10 protein-coding genes are annotated in these 18,985 nt (G+C 45.9%); all 10 read right to left on the reverse strand.

Translation table 11 applies throughout. The annotated features are described in order from the left end of the window. Window positions 1-10: 10 nt before the first annotated feature. The 10 genes from JNJ77_02995 to JNJ77_03040 all read right to left on the reverse strand — a co-directional run bounded on the left by JNJ77_02995 (window position 11) and on the right by JNJ77_03040 (window position 18,761). Entirely contained in the window at window positions 11-5,113 is a 5,103-nt protein-coding gene (locus JNJ77_02995; protein MBL8821527.1) for a DUF1553 domain-containing protein, read from the reverse strand. Window positions 5,114-5,251: 138 nt separating this feature from the next. Next, window positions 5,252-6,805, reverse strand: a complete 1,554-nt coding sequence (locus JNJ77_03000) for an FHA domain-containing protein (GenBank protein ID MBL8821528.1) — start codon at window positions 6,803-6,805, stop codon at window positions 5,252-5,254. Between the two features lie 103 nt (window positions 6,806-6,908). Beyond that, a complete protein-coding gene (locus JNJ77_03005; protein ID MBL8821529.1) occupies window positions 6,909-7,688 on the reverse strand; it encodes a hypothetical protein in 780 nt (259 codons plus the stop codon). 154 nt (window positions 7,689-7,842) lie between these two features. Continuing rightward, a complete protein-coding gene (locus JNJ77_03010) occupies window positions 7,843-12,147 on the reverse strand; it encodes a tetratricopeptide repeat protein (GenBank protein MBL8821530.1) in 4,305 nt (1,434 codons plus the stop codon). Between the two features lie 13 nt (window positions 12,148-12,160). Next, the gene (locus tag JNJ77_03015) at window positions 12,161-13,219 is read right to left on the reverse strand and encodes a FemAB family PEP-CTERM system-associated protein (protein MBL8821531.1); all 1,059 of its coding nucleotides are present in this window, start codon (window positions 13,217-13,219) and stop codon (window positions 12,161-12,163) included. A 29-nt stretch (window positions 13,220-13,248) separates the two neighbouring features. Beyond that, window positions 13,249-14,184 carry a GDP-mannose 4,6-dehydratase gene (locus JNJ77_03020; GenBank protein ID MBL8821532.1) on the reverse strand — a complete coding sequence of 312 codons (936 nt, stop codon included), beginning with the start codon at window positions 14,182-14,184 and terminating at the stop codon, window positions 13,249-13,251. Further along, on the reverse strand, window positions 14,181-15,332 hold the full coding sequence (locus tag JNJ77_03025) for a glycosyltransferase family 4 protein (protein ID MBL8821533.1): 1,152 nt from the start codon (window positions 15,330-15,332) through the stop codon (window positions 14,181-14,183). The genes JNJ77_03020 and JNJ77_03025 overlap by 4 nt, the downstream gene beginning before the upstream one ends. A 5-nt stretch (window positions 15,333-15,337) precedes the next feature. Continuing rightward, window positions 15,338-16,516 carry a hypothetical protein gene (locus JNJ77_03030; GenBank protein MBL8821534.1) on the reverse strand — a complete coding sequence of 393 codons (1,179 nt, stop codon included), beginning with the start codon at window positions 16,514-16,516 and terminating at the stop codon, window positions 15,338-15,340. 11 nt (window positions 16,517-16,527) lie between these two features. Further along, a complete protein-coding gene (locus tag JNJ77_03035) occupies window positions 16,528-17,727 on the reverse strand; it encodes an aminotransferase class V-fold PLP-dependent enzyme (GenBank protein ID MBL8821535.1) in 1,200 nt (399 codons plus the stop codon). Continuing rightward, the gene (locus tag JNJ77_03040; protein MBL8821536.1) at window positions 17,724-18,761 is read right to left on the reverse strand and encodes a phenylacetate--CoA ligase family protein; all 1,038 of its coding nucleotides are present in this window, start codon (window positions 18,759-18,761) and stop codon (window positions 17,724-17,726) included. Before JNJ77_03040 ends, JNJ77_03035 begins: the two co-directional genes overlap by 4 nt. Window positions 18,762-18,985: the final 224 nt, after the last annotated feature.

Raw genomic sequence — 18,985 nt, forward strand, 5'->3', positions numbered from 1 at the left:
CGCTAGGCGATTAGTGATTGAAGAGGAACGCAGGACTGTTAATCAGGGCCCAGGCCAGATCCTGTGCCGCCGTCAGTCGAGGGTTGGATATCTGTGAAGTGCTCATTTGAGCGTCATGTCTGAGTTGCACGAGCCTGTTATCCAGCGGAACAGGCTTGCTGACTTCCGCCAGCAGATTCCGCAATTCATTTAGCTTAGGATCGACAGGAAGTGGCATCCGGGCTGCTGCCAGCATTTGCTGTTTCTTCTGCAGTTCAGGATCAGCATAACGGTAATACTTGAGCAGAGCATCCTTCTGCTTGGCGTTTTGATATTTAATCGGCTGTTCAAGAATCGTTCGATACTCGTCTACCAAGCCATTTATCACAGTTGCTTTCGGAGCTGTCGTTGCAGATAGTCTGAATCGACCCAGAGTATGATCGACCTGGTTGAACCTCTGCAGCAACTTGAAGGTAATGACCGTACCGCCTTCGTGAGCGATTGGCTCCTTGAGTTGAAAGATCACCCAATGTGAGATGCCTGTCTGAGGCACCACAGCCCAGCCTCGCTGATCATTGGTTTTACCATCTATTAGCTGGCTTGCTGCAAATTCACCCTGAGCAAAGTCAGCGGTAGCTGATGCGAAGTCCACCTTTTTCGACTTGGTTGGATCATTTCTGGGAGCAGCGGTCACTTCAAACTCTGATAAGACGAAATTGCCATTCGGTGCACGGCCTGGCCCTGTGCCTGGCAGTTTCTCATCCATTAACACTTCCAGCCGCAGTGCCGAAATGCCTTTAACATCGGTAGCAACAGTTACGGTATAGTCCGATTTTTTTAATTCGCCGGATGCCAGCAATGACAAGTCATCAAGCTTGTCCAGCCGTGATCCATTGGATGCTGTAAAGGTTGACGGGTTCAATCGGAACCAATCCGTCAAACTCGCTTTGGACTTCTGATGTTCTTCAGCCTTCCTGGCAAGAAGCACGTTTTCCATTCCTGCGATTTCGGCTTCCAGTCGCTTTACCGTTTCCAGTCGTTCTTTCTCTTTCCTTGCCAACTCCGGGGCGATGGCTTTTTCATGATTTTCGAGGTTGGATTTAGCTTTATTGATGGCATCCAGTCGTTCCTTTTCCTTGTTGGCAAAGACAGGCTTCCACCATTGCTCTCGTTCATTCAGTTCCTTCATCAGCAATGCATGATCCTTGTTGACTTCAGTAAATGTTGCTAGTGCTTTGTTCAACTCATCTGCAGAAGCAGGTCTGTTCAATATTCGCAAGAACAACTGATTGACCAGTGCTGCATTATCCTTTTCCTGCTGAACGAGTTTCACAATCGCGTTATTGGTATCGTTGATTGCATCCGCCACTGTCTGGCCATTCACCAGTGCCATAACCGGACCCAGTTGCAACCCGGAACTACGTTCACATTCACAGGCGCTTTCTCGTACCGGCCTGCCCAGTGCTGCCAGGAAGCCTGTTGGAAGTTCTACCCCTACATCGGGCAATGCAGCTGCACGAGTACCAGCAGGCACACCCGGGATATTAGTTACTGAACCAGTTACCTTGTAGACCGAGTCGTAGAGCACTTCGGCAGGTAGTCTTTTTGGCGTAGCATGTGAGAAATTCAATTTGTCATCTGCATTCCAGCGGTGACTGGATACTGAAAGTTGATACGTTCTGGATTTGGCAATCAGGGATATCATTGCCCGAACATTAAAGCCACTTTTAATAAATTCCTGAGTCAGAAAATCGAGCAACTCAGGATTGGATGGAGGATTGCCAGCACGGATGTCATCAAGTGGCTCAATCAGGCCAACGCCCATCAGGTATCCCCAGATGCGGTTGACATAACTTCTAGCAAAGTACTGATTATCTTTAGCTGTAATCCAATGTGCCAACTGGTCACGCCGTGAAGCAGGTGAGGTAGCCGATGTTGTTGCCTTGTAAGGAAATTGAGGCTGCGTTATCTGCTGTGTCCGTTCGTGCTTGATCTCACCGTTTGGCGTGTCTTCCACGATTTCATAAAAGGGCTTAGGTCTTTCTACATCGGTGCCACCAATGGTTCGATTGTTGCTGGCTGGATCAGTTTTCAATTGAACCTGAGCAAAGTAAGCTGCAGTCTGATAGTAGTTATCCTGTGTCCATCGTTCAAAGGGGTGATCGTGACACTTGTTGCAATTGAACCTTACCCCGAGGAACAAGTGCGTGGTGTTTTCCATCATGCTGGTAGAATCACGCAGAATTTTGTAATACGATGCTGCAGGATTATTCTTGTTTGAGCCCTTCGCGGTCAGAATTTTGCGCACGAATTGATCGTACGGAGTATTCTTGTCCACTTCTTCACGAATCCACTGACGAAACGATGCTGCTCCTTCCTGTGCAAGGAACTTGCGATTCACTTGAAGCAAATCAGCCCATTTGTTAGTCCAGTAGTCAATAAATTCTGTTGAACCAATCAGCTTATCAATCAACGCTTCTCGCTTGTTCTTGCTACCCGTGTTCTCGTTCAAGAAAGACTGGATTGCTTCTGGTGTCGGAGGCAAACCGGTAAGATCGAGATAAGCTCTACGAATGAATTCAAGATCGGTGCAAAGCTCCGAAGGCAGAATTTTCAACCGTTGCCATTTGGCAGCGACTAACTCATCGATTCGATTGTACGATGGTGGCTGTTTCCAGGTGAAGCTTGTTCGATCGCCCATTACTGTTAGTGTTGTAGCAGCATAGGCACCTTCAAAGCGAGCCAGGATGGGTGCTTCCCCTCGGCGTACTGCAGTTAATAAGGCAGCTTTATTGTGAGTAGCTACTTCAGTGTTGCCACTTTCTACAATCGCTTCCTGACTGACATCTTTCTGAGTTCCATCTGCATATCTGGCAATGATTCTGAACTGCTGCTTGTTGCCTTCCCGTTGAATGATCGGATTCCTGGGGAAGATTTCGATCTCCGCTACTCGAGGCGAATTGTGCTTGAGAATTGCGCCTTGGCCGATCCACTTCTTGATTATCTCATAATAAGCCTCTCCTGGTTTGGTGAGTTGACCTCCGACGTGTGGAACTGCGGCAGAGGCTTTCAGGAGCATCAAACTATTGTCGGGTGAAGCGACATTGGTTCGGCGGGAAGCTAATTCATCAGTAAATGCCCGAACATCGAAGATTGGATCGTATCCCCGCAAACTTAATTTGAATCCAGCCTTGCCGGCCTGCGCTCCATGGCATGTACCGGCATTACATCCCATTTTGGATAAGACTGGCATGACATCCTGAACGTAATCAATCGACTCGGTTTGATTCTGCTTGCATTCCACTTGAATATATCCACGCTGGTTGCCAAGCGCAAACTGGACTCTTGCCTGCCCTGCACCGGTTGATCGAATCAGGCCTGTTGGTTCGATAACCAGTAGATTTGAATCGGCCTTGTACTTGGCCTGTCTGGTAACATCAACAACATCAGTGCTGCCATCTTTTTGTCGTATGGTGCCGAAAATCAAAACCTGGGCATAGTCATAGGGCCCTTGTAATGCAATCGTCTGATCAACAGGACTCAGGCTGATCAATTCCGTGCCGGCTGGCAGTGCTTCCTGTTCGTTCTTTGATTGTGGTCGATCTGCACGAACTACGGTTTGTGTTGCATCCTGATTCACCTTGGGGGCAACTGGAACTGCCTTCAGGATTTTGCCAGTGGATGTCTCAACAATTCGCAGTAGCCCATCAGAACCAGCTGTTGCAACTTGCTCGCCATGCGGATGACACGCTACCGCGAACAATGCCGAGTTATCTATCTTCACCTGGGCTATCTGCTTCACACCTTCTTTGTGATAACTCTCCAGTTTTTTCTTTTCTTCCGCATTGCGGCCAAATACTTCCTTGGCCATGATCTTACGCAACTCTTCGGGGAGCTTGGTGTCGAATTCGTAGCCATATACTCCCAGTGTGCCTGACATATCCAGACTGCTGACAGCAGCAATCCGTTTCCCATCACGAGAAACAGCAACACCATTAATCCGACCAGGTATGCCAGGCAATTCGCGAACGAGATTGGAATCATCACCAATTTTGCGTTCTACATCACGGAAGATGCGATAGACCTTGGGAATGCCATCCGAACCACCCACGACGATTTCATCTCGTGATGGATGGCTCGCAACGCTGTTAATGCCGCCGCGTAAAGCACCGGGAGTGATAGAGGTGATATTGTCGACGAACCGCTGAGTCGCCACTTCCGTGAGTTTGGAAGTCATATCCCTGCTGACAGAGACGAGATGAGTTCCCTTGGGATTGAAACTGGTATCGAGTGGCCAATCGCTATGTGAGCCCTGCTGAAGAACCTGTTTGCCAGTTTTAGCATCAATGGCCCGGACAGTATTATCAGAACAGCCGAACGCTATCTTGCTGCCGTCTGGCGACCAACTGATTCCATACAGCGTATCAAATCCGAAAGATGCTGATATCACAAGTTTTCTATCAGCCAGCTTCCAGACTTGTATTTCACCCATCCGTGCTGGCAACCCGCCGGCAGCAGCAAGATATTGACCATCTGGCGAAAACTTTACCGACTGGATGCGCTCCGACATGCCAATCAAACGCGCTTCCAACTGACTCATATCGGATCGGTAGAGAAGAATTTCGTGAAACCCGGCAATGGCAAGCCATTTACCATCTGGCGAGTAATCAATGGAAGTTACGACTGGCTGTCTTGAATACACCGGAGGGTGAGCCTGATCATAGAAACTGGCAACAGTTGCCGAATCGTTCTTCGCACCCTGAGCAATCCATTTCCTGATGAGTTCAATTTCTGAATCAGATAGTGGTGGTCGGCCATCTGGTGGCATGGCTGCTTTGCCTTCATGAGGTGTTATTTCCTCCACGAGGTAACTGGCTTCAGGCTTGCCTGGAACAATCGCTTTTTTGCCCGATTCGCCACCGGCCAGTAACTTCTCAAAGCTAGTCATTACATAATCAGACTTGGCTTTGGCAGGTTGATGACACCCCTGACAATGCGCCTGCAGTATCGGCTTGATTTGCTTTTCAAAACTAACCGCAACAGGTTGTGTTGTCTCTTGCGCAAGGGTTGAAACAACAATCAAGTCAAACCAGACAATCAACAGCAAGCCGCTGGAGAGAGTACGACACAACATTGAATCTTCCTGTGAACAATACTTCCATCAGGCAGGGTAAACCGGCAGTAGGTATAGTCTAACCTCTCTGAATCCTGCTGCAATCATAACTTCTGGGAAGTTTTCACAAAAAATATAATTATCGACTTACAACAGGGATTACTTTCCCATTAATGCAGCTTTCATTTTCTCCCACCGACTGGTACGTTCAGTCTCCAGCACTGAAATTCGCTTGCTGATCCATGTATGAGAGTGCTTCGAGTCTTCGACTGGAGATGTGGCAGGCTGAATGGCAGGCGGCTGAGGTTTCTGTTTGAATACTTTGGTTGCCGAAGGTTCCTTCTCTGTTTTATCATCCTTTATTGCAATTTCTGGAGCAGCAGGCAAAGTTGGTTGTGTCAAAGGTTGACTGACAACTGCTGCTGTTGCCAGACTCTGCTTCAGCTGCATGAGTTCCAGATTGATCCTGCCGAGTTCTGCCAGTTCTTCACGTATCATCTGCATCTGCTGCTTTTGCATTGTGCCCATGAACTCAGCCATCATTTCCATGTTCATGCGCATCTGATCATACATGTCTTTCTGCATTTGTTTCATCTGCGTCATCATTTGAGACAGCACATGCTCTTCAGGCATAGCGAGCCACGATTCGTGTTCAGACGCTGTCTCTGACAGATCAGTTTTCTTCCTGGCTACAGGAACTGATGCCAGCGCAGAGCGCTTTGCCTTGACCAGTGATGCCTGCGGCACTGCAACTCGAGATGATTCGATTGTCTTGATTGGAGTTGGCTTTTTAACTACTAAATCGGACTTTGGCTGAACGGTTTGAGGTATCACCACATCTGGCGTCGAGTCAATTGATTCAACGATCACGTTATTCGCAGGCAGTTCCAGTTCAGAAATGGTCGGCAACGAAGTTTCATCTGAATCATCTTCGTTGATTTCGTCATCGTATTCGTTCAGAAAAACGTGTGATGGTTCATCTTTGGAATTTGTTTCATGGTTAATATCGGTTTGCAGCATCTGGAACGCAATCAGATAGGGACCAACGCTGATCAAGTCATTATCGTTTAGTAGTGCTGTATGGCACATCTGCTGATTTACTTTCACACCTGTTCGACTGATGAGATCAATCAACCAGTAATTGCCATCAGATGTTCGTATCACGCTCGCATGAAATCTGGAGACATCTTCATCATCCAGTTCCAGGTTGCTGTACTTGCTGCGCCCAATAATGGTTACTTGGCTGGTGAGAGGTAATTCGACTGCGTCACCCACCATCAACAGTGCTTCTGCTCCTTCCTTGACGTTGTATCTGGCAAGAAAAGGGGCTGTATTGCGTCTTTCTTTTGCGGGAGGATGATCCTCGCCTACCTTCTGCTCCAGAGTAATGCGATAAGGACCGATCTGTATCCATTCGTCCTGATCAAGCCAGCCGTACAAACGCGGATGATCTTTCCAGAAGATACCAGTGCGACTTGCCTGATCAATGCAAAACAACCTGCCATCGAGTACCTGCAGGTATGCATGCTGTTTGGTAACCGATTCGTCATTTAAGACGATGTCGCATCCTGCATTTCTGCCAATGATCAGATAGGGTTTGGAAACAACAACTTTGTTGATCTTGCGAGTATTGAGATTGCAAACCTGCAAGGAAATGGGACGAATCTGCCCGCAACTGTCAGACAGGAGTTTATCGATAGCCTGCGTCATCATGGTGATTCATGCAATTTCGGTGGATATAAAAGGATAAACGAAAAAGTGCGATGAAATCAAGTGTTTCATCGCACCAAATAGCAAGTTCTGGCTGTTTTACCAATTAAGCAGTCATAATTGTCTTCCGACGACGCAGATAGTTGACACCAGTGAGACAGAAGATGCCGATTCCACTCAGAACGACACCAGCTGGGACTGGAACAATGTTTCCGCCACCTTCCTGATATTGCTCAGGATTAACCAAAACAATCTGATCTTGATTGCTGGAATTGGTTATTCCCAAAAAATACTTGAGTGGATTGGTTGTCGAAAATGTACTTACTGCAGTTAGTAACGCATTCACATTTGCAGCGACGAGAGTTCCGCCTGGATTAGCAATGGCAAAGCTTCCACCGGTACCATTCCATATATCTGCAACATTAGCTTCAAAAACAATATTCCAGATTGCAGCCTGTACTTCAGGTGCATCGTACAATCCACCCATCACAAATTGACTTGGATTGGCACCAATATAAGCAGCCAGTTTTTGCAAAGCTGCTGCCCTGACTGGTCCCATTCCACCCGGAACGGATGATTGTGGCAAAGAAGCAAGATTAGATGTTATCGTGTAATTATAAGAACCTCCAGAAGAGATATTCTCTCCAATTTCGATACAGAATGAATAAGCTTTGTCACCTGTCGCACCAAAAACAGCTGTTCCAACAGGTGAAAGGTTACTTACATGATTCCATGTAAATAAACCTGCACCACCATGAAATGAATTTCCCGCACCAGTGACACCATCCCACTGGCGTACACCATCAAATTGCAATCTCACATCTGCTGCATTCACCTGCGTGAATCCAACTAAAATAAGAGAGGCAATAACAAGCAAGCGTCGCATAGCAAACCCCCTGACGAATTTCCTGAACATGATGAATATTCAGATAAGAGGAACTTCTCCGTTCGGGCGATATGTCAATTTTTAAACTTTACCTCAGTCTTCGTCAAGCAATTTCCACAAAAATATTTGACATTCATCAATTGTGAACTATGAGTCAAGGCTTGATACTCTGAAACTGCTTGCTTATTTCCTGGTAGAGTTTACGGTCTGAGACTGACAAAGTCTCTGGATCAAGCTTGGAAGCGAGAACTTTTTTCCAATATCTTTCAGCCTCAAATCGATTACCCGACTTGTCCTGAATAAAGGCCATATGCAGCAAATGTGTTGCAGTTGGCGATTTATCAACCGCCTCCGAGATATCCTTGAGAGCTTCTCGTTGTTTATTGTTAATGCATAGAATCATTCCACGAGTGTCGAGAAGTGCCCCGTCAGGTCCTGCCTGTTCTATAGCCTTGTCGATCAATTGCATTGCTTCATCAAATGCATCAGGCTTCTCGCGGAGGTGCCAGGCCAAGTTGTTCAATGCAACTGGATTCTTCGGATTGATCTCGAGTACTTTTCTGTACAGTTTTTCAGCATGTGCAGGTTGGTTTTGCAAACTATGCAAATCTGCCAGTGCCAGTAGGACACCAATATCAGATTTTCCTGAATTCAAGGTTGCTGTCAGTTTTTGTTCTACACGGCCCATCTGTTCCTTGGTTGCTTTGCCTGTATTCAAGGCTGCAACACATGCCATAGCAACATTTCCAACTGGAAGCTTGTTCCAGTATTCTTCGCACAATGAAATGGCATCTGTAATTCGGCCCTGTCTTGCCCAATAGGCCACTTGAGCCAGTATTGCATTGTCATTTTTTCGAGATCCTTCCGTGACGTAACGTTTGATCATTTTCTCAGCTGCTTGAGGCTCTTTGACCTGCTCGAGCAGACCAGCTGCAGACATGTAGACGGAGGCATCTTTCTTCTCACCATAAATACGCTCAACCTCTTTTTCGAGGTATTCAACTGCTTCGCGATTCTTACTCTGTGCGAATAACAGTCGTGTCTTGGCTTCGAGCAACTCAGAAGGTTTGGTTGATTTTTCCTCCAATTGGGTCATTAATTCACTGGCTTTTTTCACATCATTATTTCGAATGAGCGCCATGATGTAATAGGCAAGGTATTGCGGAGCTTTACCTTCGTTTTCTTTCAGCATTTCATTCAGAATACTGTTTGCTTTATTCCAATCGCCTTCATCTTCGTAGAGATGAGCAAGCAGAATTGCTTCATTAGGTTTAGGCTTCAAGTTCGTAAACGATGATTCGAGATCTTTGATAATTTCCTTTCTTGAACCAGGTCTGGTAGCCTTGATCAGGGCACGCGTACGCAAATCTTCAGGCGAAATCGAGTTGGTCTTGAGATTGCCTTCAACAAGATCCAGTGCCTCTTTATACTGTGCATAATCTCCCTTAGCCGCCAGCGTCAAGGCGTAAGTTCGACGAGCCCAAGCCAAGGTAGTAGCATCGACTTTTGCTGATTCGATGTATTTCTTCAGAAGTGTTTCCGCTTTCACCATCTGCCCCTGACGGAAATAAAAACCTATCAGACTCTGGAACAGTGGCGCATCATTTGGACGACTTTCTACCAGTTTGACAAAGTAGCTTTCCGCTTTGTCGAATTCTTCGAGTGATTCGTAATAAGGAACTAATGCATAGTTGGCTTTCTCCTTCAATAGAGCTTCAGCACGTTTGAGTTCCTGAGCAGCTTCTGGTTTTCGGTCCATTCTTACCAGATATACCAGCCAGGTAGCCCAGGCATCCGGTTCATCCTGGGCCAGGGCGATGGCCTTCCTGAAAGACTCTTCAGCACCTTTTCGGTCTTGAGCCGCCCAGTGAACATTACCCAACCAAAGGTGGTCACGATAATCCTTGGAATCTGAACGAATCGCCTGCCTGGCCTGCGCCAGGACTTTTTCCATTTGCTTTGAATCCGCTTCACTGAGTGTCAGTTCAGCTTCCAGCTTGCTGAAAGCCGAAGTACCTGATGATTGACTCATTGCCTGTGCGAGAATCTGTCTGGCTTCATTTGGCCGTCTTCGAGCGGTCAACAGCTGAACTGTGCGTTTGATGATTTCCGGATTGCGTTCGCCTAATTCCACTGCAAGTTTGTACTGATCGATGGCCTGATCAATCTGCCCTGTCAGTTCCAGCAATCGCCCCTGAACATAGGCAGTTTTAAACCAGCCTGGACGACTTGAATTCAGTTTTTTAACAAGATCATCCGTGTCTACCAGTTGACTTCGATCGCCGTTCTGGAGTTTCTCAAACATTCGGTTTAAACTGCTCAATTTCCATCGAAACCCTTCTTCTCCTTCGACTTCGCGCATCGACTTAAGTAATCGTTTGGCTTCATCCTCGTTTTTCTCCAAGTTGGCTATTTCGATCAATCTCTCAAGTGAAGCAAGATGCAATGGATCGAGCTTGTTACATGTTTCCAGCAATCGTTTAGCATCTTTGTAAAGTCCCATTGAGATATAGAAATCTGCAAGTCCGGATAGAAGCGTTACTTTTTGAGGCATACTGAATGCATCGGTATTGCTTTCACAACGGCCCAGGATAGACAACGCATCTGCTCGTGATTTGGAAAGAGCTGTTGCCGCACGTGCAAGTCGCAATTCTACTGCATCACCAACTGCCTTTTCCGCTTCTGACAATACTGCTTCAATCGCACGAGATTGAGACTCTGCTTCCTGACCAGCTTTTCTTCTTGCCAGATTCATTTTAGTCAGCCAATAAATCACCTCTTTGGGCTGACTGGAAATGGCATTATCAACGGCTGATTCCAGTTCACTGATCTTTCCCATATTAGCTAGTAACTGAAATTGCAGAAGGCGGTAATCACGGGTCGCCTTGACTTCAGCCGAGCATTGTTCAAGCTCATTCTCAATGGACGTCCATTTTCTCTGATCAGCAGGTTTTCTGGATTCCATAATGATCAACTGCCGAACATAACCCAGACGTGCAACAGGAAAGTCTTTGACAAACCTTTGATAAATGGCTTCCGCTTCTTTATTCTTACCCAGGGCAGCCAAGCAATCAGCTTTACCGAGTTGTGCTTCACGGATACTTGCATCCTGTCTGATAATGCGTTCGTAAGCAGCCAACTGCCGTTCAGGATTGCCTAACTGTTGATAAAGAGAAGCGAGAAAAAAGTCTGATTCTATTGCAAGTTTGGGTTCATTACTCAAACCATCCTTGATACGTTCTAATATCGATACTGCTTCCCCAGGTTTGCCATCATTTTTCAGTATGCGCGACTGCAAGTATTCGATAACAGGTGTTTTACCAAATTTATTACGCAAGCTATCTACAAGTTTAACGGCTTCTGTTTGATCACCAGCATCAAGCAAAAGTTTAGCCACATACCACTGATGTTTTAGATTTTCACCAACGAGGGGAATAGCTAGCTTGATGGTACTTAACGCTGCTTCGCGCCCTTTTTTGCCATCTTGAAATTCCAGTTGTGCCTTCAAGATTAGAAATCGAACATCAGTGGGAAATTGCTGAATCCCTTTATTGATCAGTGCCAAGGCATCTTCCTGATTCTTTTTCCTTACCTTCTGATCAGTGGAATTATCAGCCATAAGAAGTTCGGCTGAACTCAAAAGAATTTGCGCCTGACTTTTTTCATCAACAGGTTTCTGTTGTGCGATTGCTAATTCCTGAGACGCTTCCTGGTTGCGTCCCATTTCTCTCAAATATGTACTATGAATCAGTCGTACTTCAGCTGAGTCAGGGTTATACTGCACCATCTTGGAAAGTACTTGATTCAACTTGCCCTGTTCTTTTCGCTCAAGGTAGTATCTGGCAATTTCTTTGAATGCATCAATATTGGCTCGATCCTTCTCGATTATTCCTTCGCATACCTTGATCGCAAGGTCCGGATCGCGGAGACCAAATTTAACTTTGGCTAATGATTCCCAATATGGAACTTGTTGAGACTCCATTTTCTGCAATTGCTTTTCCAATGGTTCGTTGGTTAATCTCAACAAGTGCTTTTCCAAATGCTCTTCGGCATCTTTAAATCGCTGGAGCTCAATGGCGCGTTTCGCTGCCCGGAAATGAAGTTCATCGGGCACCTGCCTGGCATCTGCAGTATTATCTGAAGCGACATATTGTCTTATTGCCTTTTCGAGCGTCAGATAGGCTCGCGTTTTCTCTGCATAATTATTGGCAGTACTATCCACCAGAATCGCGTAGCGATCCATATTCTTGCGATCGTTCGGCGTCATCAGGATATAGCGTTCAAGGTACTGCCTGGCATTAGCCAGGTCTTTTGTTGCTTCCGCTTCATCTGCCTTCTGCAGAAAAAATTTAACCTGGCTTTTCACCTGATATTGTTGCAGGAAATACAGCCCGGCTCCGGTAATGCCAACGACCAGCAGCACAATCAGCAGTACCTTAACATTCAGCTTGCGGTTCATGGTGATGACTCCTTTATGGAATCACTCTGGCAATAGGCGGACCTATCCATCGAGTGAGCCAGAGCGGCAATTTCTTCCAGGTGTTGATCAGCAATCGAAATCTGGGGTTATCGGGCCGTAAGTCTGAAGTCGAACCTCCTCGCAGATAATACTGCCAGGCTGCAGCTTCAGCTTGAGCGCCCCATTGTTTCTTGAACTGGTAAGTTGGACTATCAGGCGAACTTCTACCAAAATCAAACACTCGCTGTTTTCGTTCGACTGCGCGTTTGAGCATATTCCAGTACATAAGCATGTTGGCACAGGTTGAATTATACTCACGCAGTGATGACGCACTGGGAACTTCAGTCACCCCATGACCGTGAAGCAGTAATCCGGAAGCAACAGGATTCATTCCCTTGTACACGGTACACAGTTCAGCTGCATCTGGAAAAGTTGAAAGAATGCGGCTGAACATCTTCCGACTGAATACCGGCGTTCCAAGATCACGCATGTTCGTCGAGAAAACCTGATAAAAGGCAGGCAGTTCTTCCAAGGCACCCCAACGCACTGTTAATTCATTTTTCTCAGCCTTGCGAATCTGATTCCGTACTTTCGGATTAAATGCTTTCCAGAGTGTTTCAGTTTCAGCCGGTAAACTTAATCGCATATGCACTTTTTGAGTCGCAGGTTGTGTCAGGTCCGTTACATCTACCAGTTCTTCATTTCGTAGTTCGAGAGATTTGACCCTGAGTCGATCCGCAAGTTCCATGGCTTGCTGAACCAGTAGTTGCTGCAATTCAGGAATTCTTGTCAACACACCAGCAGTGTTGACATACGGAAGACTTACCAGCCTGTTGCCAAATAACCAGCTTTTCATCAACACTAAAGGCAAAAAGCCAACTATCTCCTGCTGTATGGTCGCAGTCAGTAGAAAGACTCGATGCTTCATTGCATCACGAAAAATCAATAACCAGCGTGGATCGCGTGTTAACGAAGAAGTTTGAGACGCAACAAGTAGTTGATTGACTGCATCTAAACGAACATCGAGTTCAGGGCCTTCTATCAGGCTGACCTGGGGCAACTGGCAACCCATTTCTATTCGATGGTGAAGAGCGCTCATGTTTACAAGTTGTTTTGAAGATGCCAGTTCCACTGTTGTGTCAGCCCGTCCGTAAGCGATATCTGCGGTTGCCAGCGAAGATGCCTGCCTGCTTTGCTGCAATCAGCAAAGGTATGCCGTTGGTCGCCAGGTCGTTCTGGGCGTATGACAATTTCAGGATCGATTCCTGTAATACCTTTCAATTTCTGAATGATGTCCCACACATTCGCCATCTCCATCCCACCTATATTAAACACTTCATGAACGGGTGCATCAACTGCTGCGATAGTGGCTGCTACACAATCTGATACAAATGTGTTGCCTCTGACCTGAAGACCATCACCGTAAATATGAACTGCCTGCTTACGAGAAAAGGCTTCGATAAATCGCTGATAACCCATATCAGGTCGTTGTCGCGGACCGTAAACCGAAAAATATCGAAGAATGACAATGGGTAATTTCCATGCTTCTGCAAACGACCAGCACAGGTTTTCCGCTGCCAGTTTTGTGACACCATATGGCGAAATGGGCCGCGTAGCTAACATCTCATCACCTGAAGCAAACTTGCCATAGACAGATGAAGTGGAAACGTGAATGAATCGATGCAGCTTCGGACAACTTTTTCTGACAGCTTCCAGTAATTGCCTGGTGGCAAGGGCATTGCATGTCCAGTAATTCTCAAAATCAACCCAGCTTTGAGTTAGACCTGGCATGGCTGCCAGATGGAAAATCACTTCAACATTCTTCACCAGGTGGTCTAACTGGTCTGTCCGAAGATCCAGTTCATTAAATTGGTAATCTGCATGTCGTTTGCATACGCTCAAATTTCTTTCTTTGATACGTCGATCATAATAGGGATTAAAGGAATCTATCCCTGTCACGTGATGACCGAGTGCAAGTAATCGCTCAGACAAGTGTGATCCAATGAAGCCGGCAGCACCGGTAACCAGACAATTCATGAACAGGCTCCTGCTAGACGAGGTGCATTTGCCTGCATACTGTCGTACACATCCACCAGCCTAGACATCCGATTGCTGAAGCTGAAACGGGATTCAACCGTAACTCGACCGTTCCTGCTGAATCGCTCCCTGCGTTCTGCATCGTGGTAGAGTATGCGTAAACCATCAGTCAGAGCATCTGTCGATCCAGGATCGATGATGTAGCCATTCACATCGTGTTCCATTAACTTTGGAATGCCAGCGACACGGGTAGAGAGCACTGGCACTCCCAATGCCATCGCTTCCAACACCACATTTGGAAGACCTTCTCGCATGCTGCTTAAAACAAAAAGATCCATGGCTTCGTAGAAGGGTCGAAGGTCAGATTGAAAACCCATCAATTGAATCTGGCCGCCGTAACCACTTTCATCAATTTTTCTCTGAAGCAAAGACTCTTCTTTGCCTTCACCGAAAATCATCAATTGTAAAGGCAGTTTCTGATCGATCAGCGATTTGACACTTTCAATCAGCAAGTCGAAACCCTTTTCTGACGAAAGCCTACCTACTGCACCGATTAGAAATCTATCCTGTTCTATCCCTAATTCTGTTTTTGCCTGTGAAGTATATTTGAATCTCTGATACTCTGATAAATCAATTCCATTCCTCAACAGGATGCACCGGCTGCGAGGCACACCGGATTGACGGCAAATCTGAAAAAGATCATCCGATACGCAGAAGACCTTTTCATAAAAGCGAAGTGTACACCGATCAATGAGATAATATAACGGTGTGCGTTGCGTTTGCTCGACCCATCCATGAACCGTGGTTACCAATCGCATAGGCCAGAATGGGTAAACCAATAAGCCCAATAAGTTCGTTTTATAATCGTGACCATGCCAAATGGTCACGTTTCTCTCTCGGCACAATTTCAAAGTTTGAGAAATAACCTTGTAATCCAACGGCCCATGATCTGGGATCGAAATGAGTTCAACTCCCTTGGCGTGAGCTTTTTCTCTCAGCTTGGGAAAACCCACATCATCTGGATGATGCAGATAGACGCAGAGCATCTCATAACCCCGCTCTGCCAGATATCGAGGCGAGTTTATGATTGTCTTATCTGGTCCACCACCAGAACCTTTTATCACCCGCAGATCAAGAACTACAGTCATAACATTCAATTCGAGGCTGAACTTTGTGAGCTAGGCGAGACACTATTCTTATCGTGAGAGAGCCAGTGTGCAAACAATTCTGCCTTAGATTTCCAAGATTCATGCGACAGACGAACTCGCGCTTTTTTTTGTTGATCAGATATGCCTTTCTGGATTCTCCATTTTACCTTCTCAACGAACTCATCTTGTGATCGAGCAATATCTAAACAATCTTGCCACTCCAGATTCGCTGGCAAATTACTGGCAACTACTGGCTTTCCAGTCGCCAGATACTCTTTCAGTTTCAAAGGCTGCATCGCTCGAGTGACTGGTAAATCAGCATACGGCATCATCAACACTGCTGCCTCGTTCGCGAGTATTGGTAATTGAGACAACTTGAGGGATCCGACACTGTAAACATTCTTCAATGCTTGAAGCTTGGAGTCAGGCTCGTCTGCTGGACCAGCGAGTATAATCGATCCGGTTTGGAGACTACAGGACAGGTGCTGCACATATTCTACATCCATCCGTCGATCAACAACTCCCCAGAAAACTACCCAGGGTTTTTCAAAGCTAAACAATTTCATCACAGTCTGATCAGTTTTGGTGTACGTCCAGAAATCCAAATCCACGCCATGCGTTAATAATTTTGATGGATAGCCAAGTGCAAGTAATCGCTGTTGCAGATGCTCGGAAGCTGAGATGATGGTATCCGCCAGCGGCAACATCTCAGTTTCCATGGCTCCAAGCGTGGTACCATCCAATCCAGGCCAGACACTGAAATCGTCAACGCAATAGTAAGCAAATGACTGCCTCGGCAATTCTTTAATTATGTCAGCAACTATCGGTATCGTGCTGACTACAATTGATGGCGTTGACAGTCTTTGAATCACTGGCATCAATTGACGAAAAAGCAGTTTACAGTTCAGTTTCCGTTGCCAGGCGTTGGAGAATCCAGGCCACATGCGTGGATTCAGGACAGTTAAATTTGGATGAAGCTCACTTGCTTCTCGATTCTTATTGCTCCACTGTCTCAGTTTTCCCCATGCACGTTTGACAGTTGCCAGATTCAATCTGGGTGGACGTGTGCCTATCGTGTTTACCCAGATAACTTTTCTGGTTGGTAGAAGTTCCCGAATCAGGTACTGGCAACTTGAAGGATGACGCCCCCAATCATCAGAAAATATGAGTAATGGTTCATCCATGTTGATCAAAATCAGCGAGGACTGTTTCTTGTAATTTCCTGTAATGCTTCCATACACCGATTGATTTCTTCCACTGTGTTATACAAGCCAAATGAGATTCGCAAGCTTGGAGGAATACTCAGCGAATCATGAAACGGCTGGGTACAGTGAAACCCAGATCGAATACAAATACCATACCTGTCACTCAGTGTTCTTGCTACGACGTGAGAGGATTCTGATCTGAGGAAAAAACTGATTACTCCAGCAGGTGTATGCGAACTGTCGCGTACTATGAGTTGGCACTTCTTGATTTCACCTAGCCTTTGCAAAGCGTATTGCGTAAGTTCCTTTTCATATTTCTCGACAACATCCATGCCCAAGTTTTGCAGATAGTCTATGGCTGCTCCAAGTCCAATGGCAGATTCAATAGCTGGTGTGCCTGCTTCAAAACACCATGGTGGTTTTCTTAGTTCTAATCGTTCGTCAAAAACTTTCTCAACGGTGCCACCTCCAAGATTCTGAATCTGAAGTCGATGTAGATGTTCAGATTTTCCGTAGAGAATGCCGATACCCGACGGCCCGTACATTTTGTGCCCGCTGCATACGAGAAAATCACAATCGAGTTCAGAAACATCTATAGAGATTCTGCCTGCAGACTGTGCTGCATCCACCACGAGCACTGCACCATATTGATGAACCAGTTGTGCAACTTTTTTAACATTGGTTTGCAATCCAGTAACATTGTTGACATGTGATATGGAAACCAGTGAGACATCACCCTTTTTCAATTCCTGACTGAGTAATTCCAGATACTGAGATTCATTGAACAGTGGATCAATCTGTCTAAAAGCTGATTTTCGCCAGGGTAATAGGTTGGAATGGTGCTCACTGATTGAAACGATAGATACTCCGTTCCTCGGGTATCCACTGGCAATCAAATTAATTCCTTCGGTGGCGTTTCGGAGAAACACCACTTCATGTTCCATTGCTCCGAAAAAGCTGGCGACTTTGCGTCGAGACTGTTCATAGAGTTCTGTTGTGATATCGCCTAATTCATACACAGAACGATGTACATTGGTGCTGTGATTGGTTAAGGCATGAGTAACGGCATGAATTACAGCTTTGGGTTTTAGCGTTGTCGCTGCACTGTCCAGATAAATCCATGGCTCAGCATTGGCATGCATTTGAAGGAGAAACGGAAAATCATCAGTTGCTGGAAGTGAGTTGTTCATGCTGTGAACATTAACTTTGAACGATTGGCGAATGGGCGATGCATCAGATATTTTCCACTCGATTCTGGGACAATATAGGGGATAAATCTACTTTTCAATCTCTTGAGTCGTTTGCCAAGTAGTTTACGAAAACGATGTTCCCATGCATCGAGATCAGGTTTATGCTCAGAGCCTGGCATTGCAACGATGTAGGCCTCAAAGCAGCCTGATGAAACCTCGTCAACTCGACCATTGGCAATGGCCATATCTTCAAACATACAATCTGCGATTTGACTGGCAGTTATAAGCTGATTATCACTTATCAAACATTCTTGCAGTCGACCCTGGATATGCAGTCTAGGGGATTTTCTGCCACAAGGGCAAGCATCGTATTCAAGCTTGCCGACATCCCCAACCTGATAATTGATCAGTGGCATCACGGTATTCGATAAATCAGTCAGCAACAACAATCCATTTGATTCATGTGGCACAACCTGTTCGACTCTTGCAAGAAAAAGATCATCAAAAACATGCATACCCTCACTTTGACCACAGGAGGCTGCTATTATTCCCAGTTCACTGGTTCCATAAACATTGCGGAATGCTGCACGAAAACCGGTCTCTACCCTATTGATCATTTTTGGAGATGCCAGACCACCATAGGGAATGATGCACTGAATAGACGGGAATCGCATGCATAACTGTTTGGCTCGATCAGCTAACCACATAAGGTAAAGCGGATATGCCCGAAGAATGCGTGGGCCAATTCGGGCAATCACATCCAGATGATGATCCAGTGTTCTGAGAAATGCAGAGTCTATCCCCGGTTCGATCGGAGCAAGAGTTTGTTTTCGTAATACCCACTGTCTTTCAATGACGCCGCGTAGATTAATTAGACCTTGTTGATTGAAGAGACTGTTATTCCTAATCGACTGCTTGAGAAATTCCTTAAATGTCACTGGGGCTCGATCCGCGATACCACACACAACATTGCACGCATTGGGAGGTATTTCTATTGTTTCAACTGCAATGGATGCGCCGTTAGCGATAATCAAGGCATGGAATTCACAGGACCGCCTGTAGTCCCTTTTCTGAAAATCTGAGATCACTGATAATCGATCTGTTGTGCCCGACGTTGATAAATATCTCCAGTCTGATTTGGGGGATGATGAACAAATTCCTGACGGGTAATGTAACCGTATTTCTGATTTGGTTAATGGGATTAGATAGTCAAGCTCTTCAATTGCAACGTTATGGTTCTTAAATCTAGTTCGATACA

It is taken from the genome of Planctomycetia bacterium (genome assembly GCA_016795155.1).
Classification (GTDB): domain Bacteria; phylum Planctomycetota; class Planctomycetia; order Gemmatales; family HRBIN36; genus JAEUIE01.